At 63.5% G+C, this 17,291-nt stretch carries 19 protein-coding genes and 1 other RNA gene; 16 read left to right on the top strand and 4 right to left on the bottom strand.

Going from position 1 to position 17,291, the window contains the following annotated elements; translation table 11 throughout:
* The first annotated feature begins 55 nt into the window (after window positions 1-55).
* From rplM to AB5S05_RS09820, 7 genes are all read left to right on the top strand, one after another.
* Complete coding sequence (rplM, locus tag AB5S05_RS09850; protein WP_369287333.1) at window positions 56-484, top strand: 50S ribosomal protein L13; 429 nt, start codon at window positions 56-58, stop codon at window positions 482-484.
* Between the two features lie 14 nt (window positions 485-498).
* Entirely contained in the window at window positions 499-891 is a 393-nt protein-coding gene (rpsI, locus tag AB5S05_RS09845; protein WP_369287332.1) for a 30S ribosomal protein S9, read from the top strand.
* 256 nt (window positions 892-1,147) lie between these two features.
* On the top strand, window positions 1,148-1,741 hold the full coding sequence (gene petA, locus AB5S05_RS09840) for a ubiquinol-cytochrome c reductase iron-sulfur subunit (RefSeq protein WP_369287331.1): 594 nt from the start codon (window positions 1,148-1,150) through the stop codon (window positions 1,739-1,741).
* Window positions 1,741-2,952: a cytochrome b gene (locus tag AB5S05_RS09835; protein WP_369287330.1), complete on the top strand. Its 1,212-nt coding sequence runs from the start codon at window positions 1,741-1,743 to the stop codon at window positions 2,950-2,952. The genes petA and AB5S05_RS09835 overlap by 1 nt, the downstream gene beginning before the upstream one ends.
* Window positions 2,952-3,734: a cytochrome c1 gene (locus AB5S05_RS09830; protein ID WP_369287329.1), complete on the top strand. Its 783-nt coding sequence runs from the start codon at window positions 2,952-2,954 to the stop codon at window positions 3,732-3,734. The genes AB5S05_RS09835 and AB5S05_RS09830 overlap by 1 nt, the downstream gene beginning before the upstream one ends.
* A 91-nt stretch (window positions 3,735-3,825) precedes the next feature.
* The gene (locus tag AB5S05_RS09825) at window positions 3,826-4,443 is read left to right on the top strand and encodes a glutathione S-transferase N-terminal domain-containing protein (protein ID WP_369287328.1); all 618 of its coding nucleotides are present in this window, start codon (window positions 3,826-3,828) and stop codon (window positions 4,441-4,443) included.
* A 16-nt stretch (window positions 4,444-4,459) separates the two neighbouring features.
* Window positions 4,460-4,870: a ClpXP protease specificity-enhancing factor gene (locus tag AB5S05_RS09820; protein ID WP_369287327.1), complete on the top strand. Its 411-nt coding sequence runs from the start codon at window positions 4,460-4,462 to the stop codon at window positions 4,868-4,870.
* Between the two features lie 44 nt (window positions 4,871-4,914).
* Here AB5S05_RS09820 and AB5S05_RS09815 read toward each other — a convergent pair whose 3' ends face one another.
* From AB5S05_RS09815 to AB5S05_RS09800, 4 genes are read right to left on the bottom strand one after another with little or no spacing between them, the layout of a single operon-like run.
* Window positions 4,915-5,448 carry a BON domain-containing protein gene (locus AB5S05_RS09815; protein ID WP_369287326.1) on the bottom strand — a complete coding sequence of 178 codons (534 nt, stop codon included), beginning with the start codon at window positions 5,446-5,448 and terminating at the stop codon, window positions 4,915-4,917.
* Window positions 5,445-6,038, bottom strand: a complete 594-nt coding sequence (locus AB5S05_RS09810; RefSeq protein WP_369287325.1) for a phosphoheptose isomerase — start codon at window positions 6,036-6,038, stop codon at window positions 5,445-5,447. The genes AB5S05_RS09815 and AB5S05_RS09810 overlap by 4 nt, the downstream gene beginning before the upstream one ends.
* Before the next feature lie 30 nt (window positions 6,039-6,068).
* Complete coding sequence (locus tag AB5S05_RS09805; RefSeq protein WP_438943565.1) at window positions 6,069-6,440, bottom strand: YraN family protein; 372 nt, start codon at window positions 6,438-6,440, stop codon at window positions 6,069-6,071.
* A complete protein-coding gene (locus tag AB5S05_RS09800) occupies window positions 6,431-8,245 on the bottom strand; it encodes a penicillin-binding protein activator (RefSeq protein ID WP_369287323.1) in 1,815 nt (604 codons plus the stop codon). Before AB5S05_RS09800 ends, AB5S05_RS09805 begins: the two co-directional genes overlap by 10 nt.
* Window positions 8,246-8,309: 64 nt before the next feature.
* Here AB5S05_RS09800 and rsmI point away from each other — a divergent pair, with 64 nt between their 5' ends.
* The 9 genes from rsmI to mraY all read left to right on the top strand — a co-directional run bounded on the left by rsmI (window position 8,310) and on the right by mraY (window position 17,285).
* Window positions 8,310-9,242 carry a 16S rRNA (cytidine(1402)-2'-O)-methyltransferase gene (rsmI, locus tag AB5S05_RS09795; protein WP_369287322.1) on the top strand — a complete coding sequence of 311 codons (933 nt, stop codon included), beginning with the start codon at window positions 8,310-8,312 and terminating at the stop codon, window positions 9,240-9,242.
* Between the two features lie 41 nt (window positions 9,243-9,283).
* Window positions 9,284-9,642, top strand: an RNA gene (gene rnpB / locus AB5S05_RS09790) — RNase P RNA component class A.
* A gap of 308 nt (window positions 9,643-9,950) precedes the next feature.
* Window positions 9,951-10,406 carry a division/cell wall cluster transcriptional repressor MraZ gene (mraZ, locus tag AB5S05_RS09785; RefSeq protein ID WP_369287321.1) on the top strand — a complete coding sequence of 152 codons (456 nt, stop codon included), beginning with the start codon at window positions 9,951-9,953 and terminating at the stop codon, window positions 10,404-10,406.
* A complete protein-coding gene (gene rsmH / locus AB5S05_RS09780; protein WP_369287320.1) occupies window positions 10,403-11,350 on the top strand; it encodes a 16S rRNA (cytosine(1402)-N(4))-methyltransferase RsmH in 948 nt (315 codons plus the stop codon). The genes mraZ and rsmH overlap by 4 nt, the downstream gene beginning before the upstream one ends.
* Window positions 11,347-11,640 carry a cell division protein FtsL gene (gene ftsL, locus AB5S05_RS09775; RefSeq protein ID WP_369287319.1) on the top strand — a complete coding sequence of 98 codons (294 nt, stop codon included), beginning with the start codon at window positions 11,347-11,349 and terminating at the stop codon, window positions 11,638-11,640. The genes rsmH and ftsL overlap by 4 nt, the downstream gene beginning before the upstream one ends.
* A complete protein-coding gene (locus tag AB5S05_RS09770; RefSeq protein ID WP_438943562.1) occupies window positions 11,637-13,367 on the top strand; it encodes a peptidoglycan D,D-transpeptidase FtsI family protein in 1,731 nt (576 codons plus the stop codon). Before ftsL ends, AB5S05_RS09770 begins: the two co-directional genes overlap by 4 nt.
* Window positions 13,367-14,830: a UDP-N-acetylmuramoyl-L-alanyl-D-glutamate--2,6-diaminopimelate ligase gene (locus AB5S05_RS09765; RefSeq protein WP_369287318.1), complete on the top strand. Its 1,464-nt coding sequence runs from the start codon at window positions 13,367-13,369 to the stop codon at window positions 14,828-14,830. Before AB5S05_RS09770 ends, AB5S05_RS09765 begins: the two co-directional genes overlap by 1 nt.
* Entirely contained in the window at window positions 14,823-16,202 is a 1,380-nt protein-coding gene (locus AB5S05_RS09760) for a UDP-N-acetylmuramoyl-tripeptide--D-alanyl-D-alanine ligase (RefSeq protein WP_369287317.1), read from the top strand. The genes AB5S05_RS09765 and AB5S05_RS09760 overlap by 8 nt, the downstream gene beginning before the upstream one ends.
* A complete protein-coding gene (gene mraY / locus AB5S05_RS09755) occupies window positions 16,203-17,285 on the top strand; it encodes a phospho-N-acetylmuramoyl-pentapeptide-transferase (protein ID WP_369287316.1) in 1,083 nt (360 codons plus the stop codon).
* Window positions 17,286-17,291: the final 6 nt, after the last annotated feature.

Here is a 17,291-nt window from a genome sequence, read left to right as displayed (position 1 = left end):
TATTCAGTAAGATCCGCCGTCTTATTTATCAGGGCGGCCCCTGAGGCTATAAAGAATGAAAACTTTTACTGCTAAACCGGAAACAGTAAAGCGCGACTGGTTTGTCGTCGACGCTGCTGGTCAGACCCTGGGTCGTCTGGCCACCGAAATCGCGAGCCGTCTGCGTGGCAAGCACAAGCCTGAGTACACTCCGCACGTTGATACCGGCGACTACATCGTCGTGATCAATGCCGAGCAGGTGCGTGTAACCGGCGCCAAGACCACTGACAAGATGTACTACTCTCACTCCGGTTTTCCGGGCGGCATCAAGTCGATCAGCTTCGACAAGCTGATCGATAAGGCGCCTGAACGTGTGATCGAGACCGCGGTAAAAGGCATGCTGCCGAAGAACCCGCTGGGTCGCGACATGTACCGTAAGCTGAAAGTGTACAAGGGTGCTGTTCACCCGCACACTGCTCAGCAGCCCCAAGAACTGAAGATTTAACGGAATAGTTCATTATGTCGGCGACTCAAAATTACGGCACTGGCCGTCGCAAGACTGCAACCGCTCGCGTTTTCCTGCGTGCGGGCACTGGCAAGATCTCCATCAACAATCGCACTCTGGACACCTTCTTCGGTCGTGAAACTGCCCGCATGGTAGTTCGCCAGCCGCTGGAGCTGACCGAGACCGTCGAGAAGTTCGATATTTATGTCACCGTCGCTGGTGGCGGTGTGAGTGGTCAGGCGGGTGCAATCCGGCATGGCATCACTCGCGCGCTGATGGAGTACGACGAAACCCTGCGCCCGGCACTGCGCAAGGCCGGCTTCGTCACTCGCGATGCCCGTGAAGTGGAACGTAAGAAGGTTGGTCTGCGCAAGGCGCGTAAGCGTCCGCAGTACTCCAAGCGTTAATTCGCTACCTGCGTTCAAAAGCGCCCAGTTTCCTTACGGAGCTGGGCGTTTTTTATGGGCGTCGGGGTCGTCTGCGACACCATGCCGCAGCCTTGAAAGCCGCGTCCTGCAAGGTGTTCAGGCACTTTGCCAAGGGTAATTGCCTTGTCAGAAATGGGGCTTTTCTTTACCATTTGGCGAATTTTTTTGCCGCACTCGAATTTTATTTAGTAGAGGCCTGACCAAACAGGCCACAAAGCCGATGGGAGACGACTGAATGAGCAATGACGGCGTGAATGCAGGCCGGCGTCGCTTCTTGGTGGCAGCCACCTCAGTGGTGGGTGCTGCAGGAGCGGTGGGTGCCGCGGTCCCGTTCGTGGGGTCATGGTTCCCTAGTGCCAAGGCCAAGGCTGCCGGTGCACCTGTGAAGGTGAACGTCAGCAAGATCGAGCCGGGCCAGCAGATGGTTGCCGAATGGCGGGGGCAGCCGGTATTTATCGTGCGCCGCACCGAAGAAATCCTCGGTAACCTGACCAATCTCCATGATGCTGTGGCTGACCCGGAGTCCCAGGCGTCAGTGCAGCCTGCTTACGTGGATCCACAGACCCGCTCGATCAAACCGGAATTGCTCTTGTTGGTAGGCCTGTGTACGCACCTGGGCTGTTCGCCGTCGTTCCGTCCCGAAGTGGCGCCAGCCGATCTCGGTCCGGAGTGGGTGGGGGGCTATTTCTGCCCATGCCACGGTTCGCGCTATGACCTCGCCGGTCGGGTGTACAAAGCGCAGCCGGCGCCGCTGAACCTGCCGGTGCCGCCGCACATGTACGAGTCGGACGACGTGATCGTCATCGGCGTCGATCAGGAGCAAGCATGATGAGTAAGTTCATGGAGTGGGTGGATGCGCGCTTCCCGGCGACCAAGATGTGGGAAGACCATCTGAGCAAGTATTACGCACCGAAGAACTTCAACTTCTTCTATTTCTTTGGCTCCCTGGCACTGCTGGTGCTGGTCAACCAGATCGTCACCGGCATCTGGCTGACCATGAGCTTCACCCCGTCGGCGGAGGAGGCCTTCGCCTCGGTCGAGTACATCATGCGCGATGTGGAGTACGGCTGGATCCTGCGCTACCTGCACTCCACCGGCGCCTCGGCGTTCTTCATCGTGGTCTATCTGCACATGTTCCGTGGTCTGCTCTACGGTTCCTACCAGAAGCCGCGTGAGTTGGTGTGGATCTTCGGCATGCTGATCTACCTGATGCTGATGGCCGAAGCCTTCATGGGCTACCTGCTGCCTTGGGGCCAGATGTCCTACTGGGGGGCCCAGGTGATCATCTCGCTGTTCGGCGCCATTCCGGTGATCGGGGACGACCTGACCCAGTGGATTCGCGGCGACTACCTGATCTCCGGGATTACCCTGAACCGTTTCTTCGCCTTGCACGTGGTGGCCCTGCCGATCGTGATTCTCGGCCTGGTGGTGCTGCACATCCTGGCACTGCATGAAGTGGGCTCGAACAACCCGGACGGCGTCGAGATCAAGAAGAAGAAGGATGCCAACGGCATTCCGCTGGACGGTATCCCGTTCCACCCCTACTACACGGTGAAAGACATCGTTGGCGTGGTGGTGTTCCTGTTCGTCTTCTGTGCGGTCGTGTTCTTCTTCCCGGAGATGGGGGGCTATTTCCTCGAGAAGCCCAACTTCGAGCAGGCCAACCCGTTCAAGACGCCTGAGCATATTGCCCCGGTATGGTACTTCACCCCCTTCTACGCGATTCTGCGGGCAGTGCCGGACAAGCTGATGGGCGTAATCGCCATGGGTGCGGCCATCGCGGTGCTGTTCGTGCTGCCTTGGCTGGATCGTAGCCCGGTCAAGTCGATGCGCTACAAGGGCTGGTTGAGCAAGGTCTGGTTGCTGGTGTTCTGCGTGTCCTTCGTCATCCTCGGCGTGCTGGGCGTGCTGGCGCCAACCCCGGGCCGCACCCTGTTGTCGCAGGTGTGTACCGTCCTGTACTTCGCGTATTTCATCCTGATGCCGTTCTACACCAGGATGGAAAAAACCAAACCGGTTCCGGAAAGGGTGACGGGCTGATGAAAAAGCTATTCGCTGCATTTATTATCGCTGCGCTGCCAGCCTTCTCCTTTGCTGCAGGCGGCCATGGCGTAGAACTGGATCAGGTCGAGATCGACCTGACCGACAAGGCCGCCATGCAGGATGGTCTGCGTACCTTCGCCAACTACTGCATGGGCTGCCACGCCGCCAAGTTCCAGCGCTACGAGCGTGTGGCTGACGACCTGGGCATCCCCCATGAGGTGATGCTGGAAAACGTGGTATTCAGCGACGCCAAGATTGGCGACCACATGAAGATCGGCATGAAGTCCGACGATGCCAAGGCCTGGTTTGGCGCCGCGCCGCCCGATCTGACCCTGGTGGCCCGCGTGCGTGGCACCGACTGGCTGTATACCTACCTGCGCAGCTTCTACGAGGACAAGACCCGTCCGCTCGGCGCCAACAACATGGTGTTCCCGAACGTGGGTATGCCGAACGTGCTGGCAGGGCTGCAGGGTCGCCAGTACATCGGCTGCAAGCAGGTTCAGGTGGTCGAGGACGGCAAGAAGCAGTTCGACCCGCTGACCGGTACACCGATCACTCACGAGGCCTGCGATCAACTGACAGTCGAGCCGAAAACCGGCGCCCTGAGCGAGGAAGAGTTCGACGAGAAGATCAAGAATCTGGTGACCTTCCTGGCCTACTCGGCCAATCCGGTGAAGCTGGAAAGTCAGCGCGTCGGCACCTATGTGCTGCTGTACCTGGCCTTCTTCTTCGTGTTTGCCTATCTGCTCAAGCGCGAGTACTGGAAGGACGTGCATTAATCTGGCGTCGCGTTGTTGTTGACCTGCGCGCCCTCCCGGGCGCGCAGGTTTTTCTGTTTCTACAATCCTAAATACAGCGAGGAGGATCGCCATGGGCGTGACCAATCGGTTGGCCTGCTACTCCGACCCCGCCGACCACTACTCCCACCGCGTACGCATCGTGCTCGCCGAGAAGGGTGTCAGCGCCGAGATCATCAGTGTCGAGCAGGGTCGCTGTCCGCCGCAGCTGCTGGAGGTCAATCCTTACGCCAGCCTGCCAACCCTGGTGGATCGCGATTTGGCGCTGTACGAGTCGACGGTGGTGATGGAGTACCTGGATGAGCGCTATCCGCATCCGCCGTTGCTGCCGGTCTATCCGGTCGCCAGGGCCAATAGCCGGCTGCTGATTCATCGTATCCAGCGCGACTGGTGTGCACTGGTCGATCTCATCCTGGATCCGCGCAGCAAGGAGGCGGCCCGGGTGCAGGCGCGCAAGGAACTGCGTGAGAGTCTGACCGGCGTATCGCCGCTGTTCGCCGATAAGGCGTACTTTCTCAGCGAGGAGTTGAGTTTGGTGGATTGCTGCTTGTTGCCGATTCTCTGGCGTTTGCCAGTGCTGGGCATCGAGTTGCCGAAGCCGGCAAAGCCCTTGCTCGATTATATGGAGCGTCAGTTCGCCCGCGAGGCCTTCCGGGCCAGTCTGTCGGCTGCTGAGCGCGACATGCGTTAAGGTTCAGGAGGTCTCTATGAACTCTAGTCGTCCCTATCTGGTGCGTGCACTCTATGAGTGGATCGTAGACAACGACTGTACGCCACACCTGTTGGTCAACGCCGAGTTGCATGGTGTTCAGGTCCCGCCCGGCTTCGCCAGCGATGGCCAGATCGTCCTCAATGTATCGCCCAGCGCGGTGCGTCATCTGCACATGGATAACGAGGCGATCAGTTTCGAGGGGCGTTTCGGTGGCGTCGCGCACAGTCTGTATGTGCCGACTGCGGCCGTGCTCGCGATTTACGCGCGAGAAAATGGCCAGGGCATGGTCTTCGATCTGGAGCCGCCGGTTCCTGATGACGAGGATGCCGATGGGCCTGGCGATCGGGGGCCGGATGGTGAGCCGCCGCGACCCAGCGGACGACCCAGCTTGAAGGTGGTCAAGTAATAAAAAAGGCGATCCTGTGATCGCCTTTTTTATTGGCTGGCTGCTCAGTTGCTGTACTGGAACAACCGAACGATCTTCTGTACGCCCGAGACGCTCTGCACCAGGCGGGTCGCCTGGTCGGCTTCCTGGCGGGTAACGATGCCGAGCAGGTAGACGATGCCGTTCTCGGTGATGACCTTGATCCGCGAGCCCGGCACGGTCGCATCGGCAACCATCTGCGCCTTGATCTTGGTGGTCAGCAGCGAGTCATTGCTGCGCGCCAGCAGTGAAGTCGGCTGCAGGATCTGCAGTTCGTTATGGACCTTGTTGACCCCCTGGACCCTGCGCGTGGCCTGTTCGGCCAGGGCCTTGAGCTCGCTGCGCGGGGTTTGCCCGGCGAGCAGCACCACGCCGTTGTAGCTGGTGACGACGATGTGCGAGGTGGGACTGGTCAGGTCTGCATGGGCGGCAGCGATATTGCTCTCGACCTGGGGGGCGATGAACTGGTCGTCGATCTTGTTGCCAATGCTGCGGCTGCCGCAGCCTGCCAGGCCGAAGAGCAGTGCCAGGCTGGCGAATAACAGTGACGAGCGTTTCATTCTTCACTCCCGAACAGTTGGCTGTCGATCAGGTCGCACAGGCAGTGGATGGCCAGCAGGTGTACTTCCTGGATGCGCGCCGTGACCTTCGACGGCACGCGGATTTCAACGTCCTCCGGTAACAGCAGCGAGGCCATGCCGCCGCCATCGCGGCCGGTCAGGGCGACCACCGTCATCTCGCGGTCGTGGGCGGCCTGGATGGCCTGGATCACATTGGCCGAGTTGCCGCTGGTGGAGATCGCCAGAAGCACATCGCCAGGCTGGCCGAGGGCGCGGATTTGCTTGGAGAACACCTCGTTGTAGCTGTAGTCGTTGGCAATCGAGGTAATGGTCGAGCTGTCGGTGGTCAAGGCGATGGCCGGCAGGCTGGGGCGTTCGCGTTCGAAGCGGTTGAGCAGTTCGGAGGAGAAGTGCTGGGCATCGCCGGCAGAGCCACCGTTGCCGCAGGAGAGGATCTTGCCCTCGCTGAGCAGCGCCTGAACCATGACCTGGCTGCCTTGCTCGATGAACGGCACGAGCACGTCCATGGCCTGTTGCTTGGTTTCGATGCTGGCTTGGAACAGCTGGCGAATACGGGCTTGCATGTCCATTGGGGGGATAACCTTCAGTGGGGTGCCTGTTCAGGTGTCAAAGGCGTTTTGAATCCAGTTCAGTTGCGGGGGGGAGTTGCCTTCGGCAGTGATGGCAATCACGTCAAAGCGGCACGGGTGCTTGGCCCAGCGCGATTGCTGTTGCAGAAAATGCGTGGCGGCGATCGTCAGCTTGTCGCGCTTGCGCGCATCCACGCTCTCGATCGCGCCCCCCCAGGCGGTGTGCCGCCGGTAGCGGACCTCGACGAATACTACTGTATCGGCGTCGAGCATGACCAGATCGAGCTCGCCGCGGCGGCAGTGCCAGTTCTGCGCCAAGAGGCGCAGTCCGCGCTGTTCCAGATGCGCGCGGGCCAGCGCTTCGGCGGCCTGGCCGCGTGCCTGGGTGCTGGTCAATTGAATGTGTCGGGCAGTCGTTGCACCTGGCCGTCACGGAACTCTGCCCAAGGCAGCTGGCGCTCGACGCGCTGCGCCGGATTCAGGCTGAGGCTGCCGGACAGGCCCTCGATGCGGCTGTCCGGTAGCATCTTGAGCTGATCCAGGCGCGGTGCCAGGCGATAGGCATCTACGCCCATGGCATACAGGCGGCCGAGGCTGCCCCCGGCTTGCGGCCACTGGCGGGTGACCTCTTGGCGCAGTGGGTCGTTGACATCAAGGAGCCAGGGGGTTTCGCAGAAGCGGATGCCATTGAGGTCGAGGTACTGGGCTTCGCTGTGGTTGCCGGTGTACAGGTGGGACGTGGCATAGACGGGCACATCGCCGGCGTACTGGAAGGCCAGCGTCGGCTTGATCTGCTGGGCCTGCTGCGGGGTGGCGGCGAGGAAAATGAAATCGACATCCTGGCGTCGGGTGGGCTGTGCGGCCAGGGCCACGCCGAGGGTGTTCTGCAGGCGCTTGGCGCGGGCTTCGCTCTGCCGCAGCTGGAACAGGTCGGCGATCTGTTGGGCCAGCTCCACCGGTTGGTCGACGTGCTCGGCGGCGATCAGGCTGCCACCGGATTGCTCCCAGCTCTGGCGGAAGGCGGCCAGGACACGGTCGCCCCAGTCGCCGTTCGGCACCAGGGCTACGGCCCGGCGCATGCCGTCGGCCCAGGCGCGGCGGGCGGCTTCGCGGGCCTCGTCTTCGGCGGCCAGGCCGAACTGAAACAGTTGTGCGGGGCCTTCTTGGCCCGCTTCGCTGTAGTTCAGGGCCAGGGTGGTGATTGGCAGTTGCTCGCGTGTCCCCAGCTGGGTGACCAGGGGCTTCTCCAGGGGGCCGACGACCAGTTGCACGCCCGCAGCCTGGGCTTGCTGATAGAACTGGTCCAGCGAGCGCAGGTTCGAGCTGTCGTAGAGTTGGATGTTGGGTGGGTTCTGTCCGGCCTGCTGCGCCTGGTAATGGGCGGCGAGAAAGCCATCGCGCAACGCTCGGGCCACCGAGGCCAGCGGGCCGTCCTGCGGAAGGAGCAGTGCGATCTCGGTGAGCGGCTGGCTGGACAGCTCCTGCAGCTGGCTCAGCGCTTGTGGCAGTTGCGCGGCGGCGGGGTGTGCGGGATGTGTCGCGCGCCAGTCGTCGATCGCCGCCTGCTGTTGCCGCAGCGTGCCGCTGCTCTTGGCGGCGCGGGCCAGGGCCAGCCAGCCGCTCAGGTCGCTGTCGCCGGTTGCCTGCAGCTGTTCGGCCGGCAGGCTCGAGACCAGTGTCCAGATGGCTTCATGGTTGCTCTGAGCGGCTTGGTCGTGCAGCAGGGGAGCGATGAAGATCCGTTCGCGTGCGGCGGCGAGGGGCTGGCCGTCCTTCTGCAGGGCTGTGGCGCGGGCCAACTGGCTGCGCACCTGCTGCTCGACCGGCAATTCGGCCAGGTGGGCCAGGCTGGGATGGGCCAGGGCCTTGAGTGCGGCCTTCGGCATGTCGCGTGCCAGAGCCAGTTCTGCGGTCAGTGTTCTGGCGTAGACCTGGGCCGCTGGTTTGAGATCGTCCAGCGCTACCAGGTCGAGAATGCTGGCTGCGCGGGCGAATTTCTTCTGTTCATAGGCCAGGTTCGCCGCCGACAGGCGCAGCAGGTTGGCCTGCTCCGACTGGCTGTCGCCGGCTTGTTGCAGCAGCTGCTGGATACTGGCTTGCGGGGTGCGCGGCAGTTCACCCAGGCCGGACGATGTGGGCGAGCCGGCACAGGCGACCAGCAGGCCGGCAAGGCAGAGGGCGGAGAGCGGGCGCAGGCAGGCGATCATGTAAGCGTTCCTGATACTTGATCAAATGAGCGTCGAATTGTACCCAAGCCCGGGCGGCGGCGCGATGTCGCTGCCGAGAATCGGGCTACAATGCGCGTTTTCGCGACTTGAAGAGGTTTGTCCTGTGACTGTACCCGGGGCTTCGAATTCCCTGCCTGGAACCTTATATGTAGTCGCAACGCCGATCGGCAATCTCGATGACATCAGTGCCCGTGCCCTGCGTGTGCTCAGGGATGTGGCCTTGATTGCCGCCGAGGATACCCGCCACTCCGCGCGCCTGATGCAGCACTTCGGCATCACCACGCCGCTGGCGGCGTGCCATGAGCACAACGAGCGCAATGAGGGCGGACGTTTTCTCGCCCGTCTGCAGGCGGGCGATGATGTGGCGCTGATCTCCGACGCGGGCACTCCGCTGATCTCCGACCCCGGCTATCACCTGGTGCGTCAGGCGCGTGCCGCGGGCATCACGGTAGTGCCGGTGCCTGGTGCCTGCGCCCTGATCGCCGCCCTGTCGGCCGCCGGCCTGCCGTCCGATCGATTTATCTTCGAGGGATTTCTGCCGGCCAAGGCGGTCGGGCGGCGCGCGCGCCTGGAGCAGGTCAGGGAAGAGCCGCGTACCCTGATTTTCTATGAGGCGCCGCATCGCATTCTCGAATGCCTGGAGGATATGCAGGCGGTCTTCGGCGCCGAGCGTCCTGCTGTGCTGGCGCGCGAGCTGAGCAAGACCTTCGAGACCCTCAAGGGCTTGCCGCTGGCCGAGTTGCGTGACTGGGTGGCGGCCGACAGCAACCAGCAGCGGGGTGAGTGCGTGGTGTTGGTGGCGGGCTGGCAGGCGCCCGAGGATGAGGCGGCGATCAGCGCCGAGGCGCTGCGAGTGCTCGAATTGTTGCTCGAGGAAATGCCGCTCAAGCGCGCCGCGGCATTGGCCGCGCAGATCACCGGGGTGCGCAAGAACCTGCTCTACCAGGCGGCCCTGGAGCGTCAGCAGGGTGCTTAAGCCTTGTCCTATGCAGTCAGTGCCGGTACCCTTGGCGGCGGAGAGTCGATCGGACAGTCGCTGCCGTGTTTCGTTCTGCGAGATGCGGGGGAGGAAAGTCCGGGCTCCATAGGGCGGAGTGCCAGGTAACGCCTGGGAGGCGTGAGCCTACGGAAAGTGCCACAGAAAACAACCGCCTAAGCGCCTCGGCGCCGGTAAGGGTGAAAAGGTGCGGTAAGAGCGCACCGCGCGGCTGGTAACAGTCCGTGGCTAGGCAAACCCCACTCGGAGCAAGACCAAATAGGGTTCCATTGGCGTGGCCCGCGCTGGAACCGGGTAGGTTGCTAAAGGCGTGCAGTGATGTACGTCGTAGAGGAATGACTGTCCTCGACAGAACCCGGCTTACAGATCGACTCTCCACCTTTCCTTCTCGTCCGCTTGGCCCTCAATCCCCGCATTTCTAGATCGAAAAAATCTTACTCTTAATAAATCACTTTAAGTGTGTGGTTCAGCTTGTTGTGCTGGCTGTTTTTTACCTCGCCGCCATCCGTTAAAGCTGCACCCGGCCCCCTCGTGTATTCGCTAAATCTCCGTTCTATAAGGATTTTTCCCTCTTGGCTCGCCTTGACGGTGGGGTGTGCGCATTCCTATAGTGTGCGCAGGTGGTAAGAAGTGGCACGAAGTGGGTTTTTTTGGGCATGGACAGCTAAATAAAAGGGGAGCGCGGCCGTGTTTCGCGGAGCTAACGCCATCAGTCTCGACGCCAAGGGGCGACTCGCGATGCCAAGTCGGTATCGCGATGAGCTCGTTTCGCGTTGTGCTGGCCAGCTCATCGTGACCATTGATGCCATTGACCCCTGTCTTTGTGTCTACCCGCTGGCCGAGTGGGAGATAATCGAGAACAAGCTGCGTGAGCTGGCCTCCTTTCGCGAGGAGAACCGCCGCCTGCAACGTTTGCTGATCGGCAATGCCGTCGACTTGGAACTGGATGCCAGCGGTCGCTTCCTAGTGCCGCCGCGCCTGCGCGAGTACGCCAAGCTGGACAAGCGCGCGATGTTGGTCGGCCAGCTCAATAAATTTCAACTGTGGGATGAGGATGCCTGGAATGCCGTGGCCGATGCCGATCTGGCAGCCATCAAGCAGCCGGGTGCCTTGTCCGACGAACTACGTGACCTGATCCTGTGACTACGACTAGCGAGTTCCGCCATATCACCGTACTGCTCGACGAGGCTGTCGAGGGGTTGGCCGTGCGCTCCGATGGTTGCTACCTGGATGGCACCTTTGGGCGCGGGGGGCACAGTCGGCTGATCCTCGAAAAGCTCGGGCCGGATGGTCGGGTGCTGGGGTTCGACAAAGATCCCCTGGCGATTGCGACGGGGAATGCGCTGGCGGCCGAAGACGGCCGCTTTGTCGTTGTGCAGCGCAGTTTTGCGGAACTTGGCGAGGAGGCGGCTGTCCGCGGCCTGGCCGGCAAGGTCAGCGGTATCCTCTTGGACCTTGGGGTTTCCTCGCCGCAGCTGGACGATGCCGAGCGCGGTTTCAGCTTCCTCAACGATGGCCCGCTGGACATGCGCATGGACCCGACGCGCGGTGTCAGCGCGGCGCAGTGGATCGCCAGTGCCAGCGAAGATGAGATCGCCCGGGTGTTCAAGGAGTATGGCGAGGAGCGATTTGCCAAGCGCATGGCTCGTGCCGTGGTGCAGCGTCGTGCCGAGCAGCCGTTCGAGCGCACCGCCGACCTGGCCCAGGTGCTGACGGTAGCCAATCCTGCCTGGGAGAAGGGCAAGAATCCGGCGACTCGGGCATTTCAGGGTCTGCGCATCTATATCAACAACGAACTGGGCGATCTGGAACAAGGCCTGGATGCGGCGCTGGAGACCCTTGAGGTGGGAGGGCGGCTGGTGGTCATCAGCTTCCACTCGCTCGAGGATCGCATCGTCAAGCAGTTCATGCGCAAGCATGCCAAGGGCGAGGCCGACAAGCTGCCGCGCGACCTGCCGATCATCCCCAAGGCATTCGAACCGCGTCTGAAGCTGATCGGCAAGCCGCAGTACGCCTCGCCGGCCGAGCTGAAGGTCAATCCGCGTTCGCGCAGCGCGGTCATGCGGGTTGCGGAGAAGGTCCGATGAGCGCCGTCTTCGCCAGGCCGTTGCCCGCTGGCAGCCTGCTGATGCTGGTGCTGTTCGTGGTCGTGCTCGGCTCCGCGTTGGCGGTTTCCTACAGCGCCCACTGGAGCCGTCAGCTGCTCAATGATCTGTATGCCGAGCTGAGCGTGCGCGACAAGGCGCAGGCGGAGTGGGGGCGCTTGATCCTCGAGCAGAGTACCTGGACCGCGCATAACCGCATCGAGGCCTTGGCCAGCGAGCGCCTGGGCATGCGCATTCCCGATGCGATCGAAGTGCGCATGGTGGCGCCATGATCAAGCTCGAGGGGGCACTCTATCCCTGGCGGTTCCGCCTGGTGCTGGTGCTTCTGGCGCTGATGGTCGGAGCCATCGGCTGGCGCATCGTCGACTTGCAGGTCATCGACCGGGATTTCCTCCAGGCCCATGGTGATGCGCGCAGCGTGCGGCACATTCCGATTCCGGCGCACCGCGGCCTGATCACCGACCGCAATGGTGAGCCGCTGGCCGTCAGCACGCCGGTAATGACCCTGTGGGCCAATGGCAAGGAGCTGCAGGGCGCCAAGGCGCGCTGGGCGGATCTGGCCAAGGCCCTGGGTCAGGAGCCGAAGGCCTTTGCCGAGCGCCTGCAGGCCAATGCCGAGCGCGAGTTCATGTACCTGGTGCGCGGGTTGATGCCGGAGCAAGGGCAGCGCGTTCTGGACCTGAAGATACCCGGCGTCTATGACCTCGAGGAGTTCCGCCGTTTCTATCCGGCCGGCGAGGTGGTGGCGCACGTGGTCGGCTTCACCGACATCGACGACCGCGGCCGCGAGGGTATGGAGCTGGCGTTCGACGAGTGGCTGGCTGGTGTGCCGGGCAAGCGCCAGGTGCTCAAGGATCGTCGCGGGCGGCTGATCAAGGACGTCCAGGTGACCCAGAATGCCAAGGCCGGCAGGGCGCTGGCGCTGTCCATCGATCTGCGCCTGCAGTACCTGGCCCATCGCGAGCTGCGCAACGCCCTGGTCGAGTTCGGCGCCAAGGCCGGCAGCCTGGTGATGCTCGACGTGAAGACCGGCGAAGTGCTGGCGATGGTCAACCAACCGACTTACAACCCGAACAACCGTCGCAGTCTGCAGCCGGCGGCCATGCGCAACCGGGCGATGATCGACGTGTTCGAGCCGGGCTCGACGATGAAGCCCTTCTCGATGAGCGCGGCTCTGGCCAGCGGGCGCTGGAAACCGAGCGATACGGTGGATGTCTATCCGGGCTCGTTGCGGATCGGCAAGTACACCATCAAGGACGTTTCACGCGCCAGCGGGCCACTCGACCTGACCGGCATCCTGATCAAGTCGAGCAACGTCGGCATGAGCAAGATCGCCTTCGATATCGGCGGCGAGTCCATCTATTCGGTGATGCAGCAGGTGGGCCTGGGGCAGGATACCGGCCTGGGTTTCCCCGGCGAGCGGGTCGGCAACCTGCCTAACTACCGCAATTGGCGCAAGGCGGAGACCGCCACCCTGTCCTACGGCTACGGCCTGTCGGTGACCGCTGTGCAGCTGGCCCACGCCTATTCCTCGCTGGCCAATGACGGGCGCAACGTGCCGCTGTCCTTGACCCGGGTCGATCAGCAGTCCGAGGGCGTGCAGGTGATCCCGCAGGCGATCGCCGAGACCCTGCAAGGCATGTTGCAGCAGGTGATCGAGGCGCCGGGCGGGGTGTTTCGCGCCCAGGTACCCGGTTACCACGTCGCCGGCAAGAGTGGCACCGCACGCAAGGCCACCGTGGGCGCCAAGGGCTACACGGAGAATGCCTACCGCTCCCTGTTCGCCGGTTTCGGTCCGATGAAGGATCCGCGCATCGCCGTGGCCATCGTGATCGACGAGCCCAGCAAGGGGGGGTATTACGGCGGCCTGGTGTCGGCCCCGGTGTTCGGCAAAGTGATGGCCGGTGCACTGCGCCTTCTCAACGTGGTTCCCGACAACCTGCCGCCTGTCGAAGAACAGTCGCTGGCATTGAACACAGGTAAGGGAGGGCGTATCTGATGCCCATGCCGCTCAATCAATTATTGCCTCAGGCTGCCAGTTCGGTGCTGGTGCGTGAGTTGACCCTGGACAGCCGCAAGGTGCGTCCGGGCGATCTGTTTCTTGCCGTGCCGGGCATCCAGCTCGATGGCCGGCTGCATATCGCCGATGCCGTCGCGCGTGGCGCGGCGGCTGTGGCCTTCGAGGCCGAGGGCGCGCCGGAGTTTGGCGTCGAGGGGGCCGAGCTGGTGCCGATCAAGGGCCTGGCGCGGCAGCTGTCGGCCATCGCCGGGCGTTTCTATGGCGAGCCGAGCCGCGGCCTGCACCTGATCGGCATCACCGGCACCAACGGCAAGACCAGTGTCAGCCAGTTGCTGGCCCAGGCGTTGGACCTGCTTGGCGAGCGCTGCGGCATCATCGGTACCCTCGGTAACGGCTTCTACAACGCCCTGGCGCTGGGACGTCATACCACCCCGGACCCGGTCGGTGTACAGGCGACCCTGGCCGATCTGAAGATGGCCGGCGCCCGTGCGGTGGCCATGGAGGTGTCCTCCCATGGCCTGCATCAGGGCCGGGTGGCGGCGCTGGCTTTCGATGTCGCGGTGTTCACCAATCTGTCGCGTGACCATCTGGACTACCACGGCACTATGGAAGCCTATGCCGAGGCCAAGGCCATGCTGTTCAGTCTGCCCGGGTTGCGTTGCCGGGTGCTCAACCTGGACGATGCCGCCGGGCGCAAGCTGGCGCAGGACAAGCGCGAGTCGCGCCTGATCGGCTACAGCCTGGAAGACCCGGAGGCCTACCTGTATTGCCGTGACGCCCAGTTCGACGAACAGGGCGTGCGCGCCAGGCTGGTCACCCCGCGCGGCGAGGGCAGCCTGCGCAGCTCGCTGCTCGGCCGCTTCAACCTGAGCAACCTGCTGGCGGTTGTCGGCAGCCTGCTGGGCATGGATTACCCGTTGGACGAGATCCTCAAGGTGCTTCCGCGGCTGCAGGGGCCGGTCGGCCGTATGCAGCGTCTGGGCGGTAGCAAGCAACCCCTGGTGGTGGTCGACTACGCGCACACCCCGGATGCCCTGGAGAAGGTTCTCGAGGCCCTGCGGCCGCATGTTCAGGGCCGTCTGCTGTGCCTGTTCGGTTGCGGCGGCGATCGCGATCGTGGCAAGCGCGCACTGATGGCCGCGGTCGCAGAGCGTCTGGCCGATGTGGTGCTGGTCACGGACGATAACCCGCGCACCGAAGCGCCCGAGCAGATCTTCGACGATATTCGTGCCGGCTTCCTGGCGCCCGAGCAGGTGCGCTTCGCCCATGGCCGTGGCCCGGCGATTGCCCAGCTGATCGCCGAGGCGAAGGCCGGCGATGTATTGGTCCTGGCGGGCAAGGGCCATGAGGACTACCAGGAGGTCAATGGCGAGCGGCTGCCGTTCTCCGACCTCGACGAGGCCGCCAAGGCTCTGGTCGCCTGGGAGGTGGCTCATGCTTGAGGCGCTGAGACTGAGTGAAGTGGCCGGCCCCTTGGGTGGACGGCTGGTCGGTGAGGATCGCCGCTTTGCGGCCGTCAGCACCGACAGCCGGGCGATCCTGCCGGGCCAGCTGTTCATCGCCCTGACCGGCCCGCGTTTCGATGGCCACGCCTACCTGGACGATGTCGCCGGCAAAGGCGCGGTGGCGGCCCTGGTCGAGCGCGAAGTGGCCAACCCGCCGCTGCCGCTGCTGGTGGTGGAAAACACCCGCGCCGCCCTCGGGCGTCTCGGTGCCCTCAATCGCCAGGCCTTCCAGGGACCCCTGGCGGCCGTGACCGGCTCCAGCGGCAAGACCACGGTCAAGGAAATGCTCGCCAGCATCCTGCGCGACGCCTTCGCCGAGCGCGCCGATGCGGTTCTGGCGACCCGCGGCAACCTGAACAATGAGCTGGGCGCACCCCTGACCCTGCTGGAGCTGAGCCCCGAGCATGTAGCCGCGGTGATCGAGCTGGGCGCCAACCATGTCGGTGAAATCGCCTATACGGTCGGCCTGACCCAGCCCCAGGTGGCCATCATCACCAACGCCGGCACCGCCCATGTCGGCGAGTTCGGCGGCCCGGAGAAGATCGTCCAGGCCAAGGGCGAAATCCTCGAAGGCTTGGGCGAGGGCGGGGTCGCGGTACTCAACCTCGACGACAAGGCCTTCGCCACCTGGCAGCGGCGAGCGGGCGCGCACCGGATCCTGTCCTTCGCCCTGAGCAATCCCGCGGCGGACTTCCATGCCTCTGACCTGTCCCGCGATGCGCGCGGCTGTCCCGCGTTCACCCTGCACTGTGCGGCGGGGCAGGCCCGCATCCAGCTCAATCTGCTCGGCGAGCACAACGTCGCCAACGCACTGGCGGCCGCCGCCGCCGCTCATGCCCTGAAAGTACCGTTGGTCGCGATCAAGGCGGGCCTGGAAAACCTGCAACCGGTCAAGGGCCGCGCCGTGGCGCAGCTGGCGAGCAACGGCGTGCGGGTGATCGACGACAGCTACAACGCCAACCCTGCCTCTATCTGCGCGGCCATTGATATACTCGCCGGCTTCTCCGGGCGCACCGTGCTGGTGCTCGGGGATATGGGCGAACTGGGGGACTGGGCCGAACAGGCGCATCGTGAAGTGGGTGGCTATGCCGCCGGCAAGGTCGATGCGCTCTACGCGGTCGGTCCGCTGATGGCCCATGCGGTTGCGGCATTCGGGAATACTGGCCGGCATTTCGCCGATCGAGCCAGCCTGATCGAAGCGCTCGGCGCCGAGCAGGGCGACACCACCATTCTAATCAAAGGTTCACGCAGCGCCGCGATGGAACAGATCGTGGCGGCGCTGTGTGGCACATCCGGGGAGAGTCACTAAATGCTGCTGCTGCTGGCGGAGTACCTGCAACAGTTCCACAAGGGCTTCGCGGTCTTTCAGTACCTGACCCTGCGCGGCATCCTCGGCGTGCTGACGGCGCTGGCGCTGTCGCTGTGGCTGGGGCCGTGGATGATCCGCACCCTGCAGATTCGCCAGATCGGCCAGTCGGTGCGCAACGATGGACCGCAGTCGCACCTGTCGAAGAAGGGCACGCCGACCATGGGCGGTGCGCTGATTCTCTCCGCCATCGCGGTCAGCACCCTGCTTTGGGCCGACCTGAGCAACCGCTATGTGTGGGTGGTGCTGGCCGTCACCCTGCTGTTCGGCGCCATCGGCTGGGTCGACGACTATCGCAAGGTGATCGAGAAGAACTCCCGCGGCTTGCCGAGTCGCTGGAAGTATTTCTGGCAGTCGGTATTCGGTCTGGCCGCCGCCCTGTTCCTTTATGTGACCGCGCAGAGCCCGGTGGAAACCACCCTGATCCTGCCGCTGCTCAAGGATGTCAGCATCCCCCTGGGCGCAGGCTTCGTGGTGCTGACCTACCTGGTCATCGTCGGCTCGAGCAACGCGGTGAACCTGACCGACGGCCTCGATGGCCTGGCAATCCTGCCCACGGTGATGGTGGGGGGCGCCCTGGGTATCTTCTGCTACCTGTCGGGCAACGTGAACTTCGCCGAATACCTGTTCATCCCCTACGTGCCGGGAGCAGGCGAGCTGATCGTGTTCTGCGCCGCACTGGTCGGTGCCGGCCTGGGCTTCCTCTGGTTCAACACCTACCCGGCCCAGGTGTTCATGGGCGATGTCGGCGCCCTGGCACTGGGCGCCGCGCTGGGCACCATCGCCGTGGTGGTGCGCCAGGAAATCGTACTGTTCATCATGGGCGGGGTGTTCGTCATGGAAACCCTGTCGGTGATCATCCAGGTCGCCTCCTTCAAGCTGACCGGCAAGCGGGTGTTCCGCATGGCGCCGATCCACCACCATTTCGAACTCAAGGGCTGGCCGGAGCCGCGGGTGATCGTGCGTTTCTGGATCATCACCGTGATTCTGGTGCTGATCGGCCTTGCCACCCTGAAACTGAGGTAATAGACA

The organism is Pseudomonas zhanjiangensis, assembly GCF_041027545.1.
In the GTDB taxonomy this organism is placed as follows: Bacteria; Pseudomonadota; Gammaproteobacteria; order Pseudomonadales; family Pseudomonadaceae; genus Aquipseudomonas; species Aquipseudomonas zhanjiangensis.
Note: the sequence above shows the minus strand (reverse complement) of the source record. Positions and strands in the feature narration are given on the sequence as shown.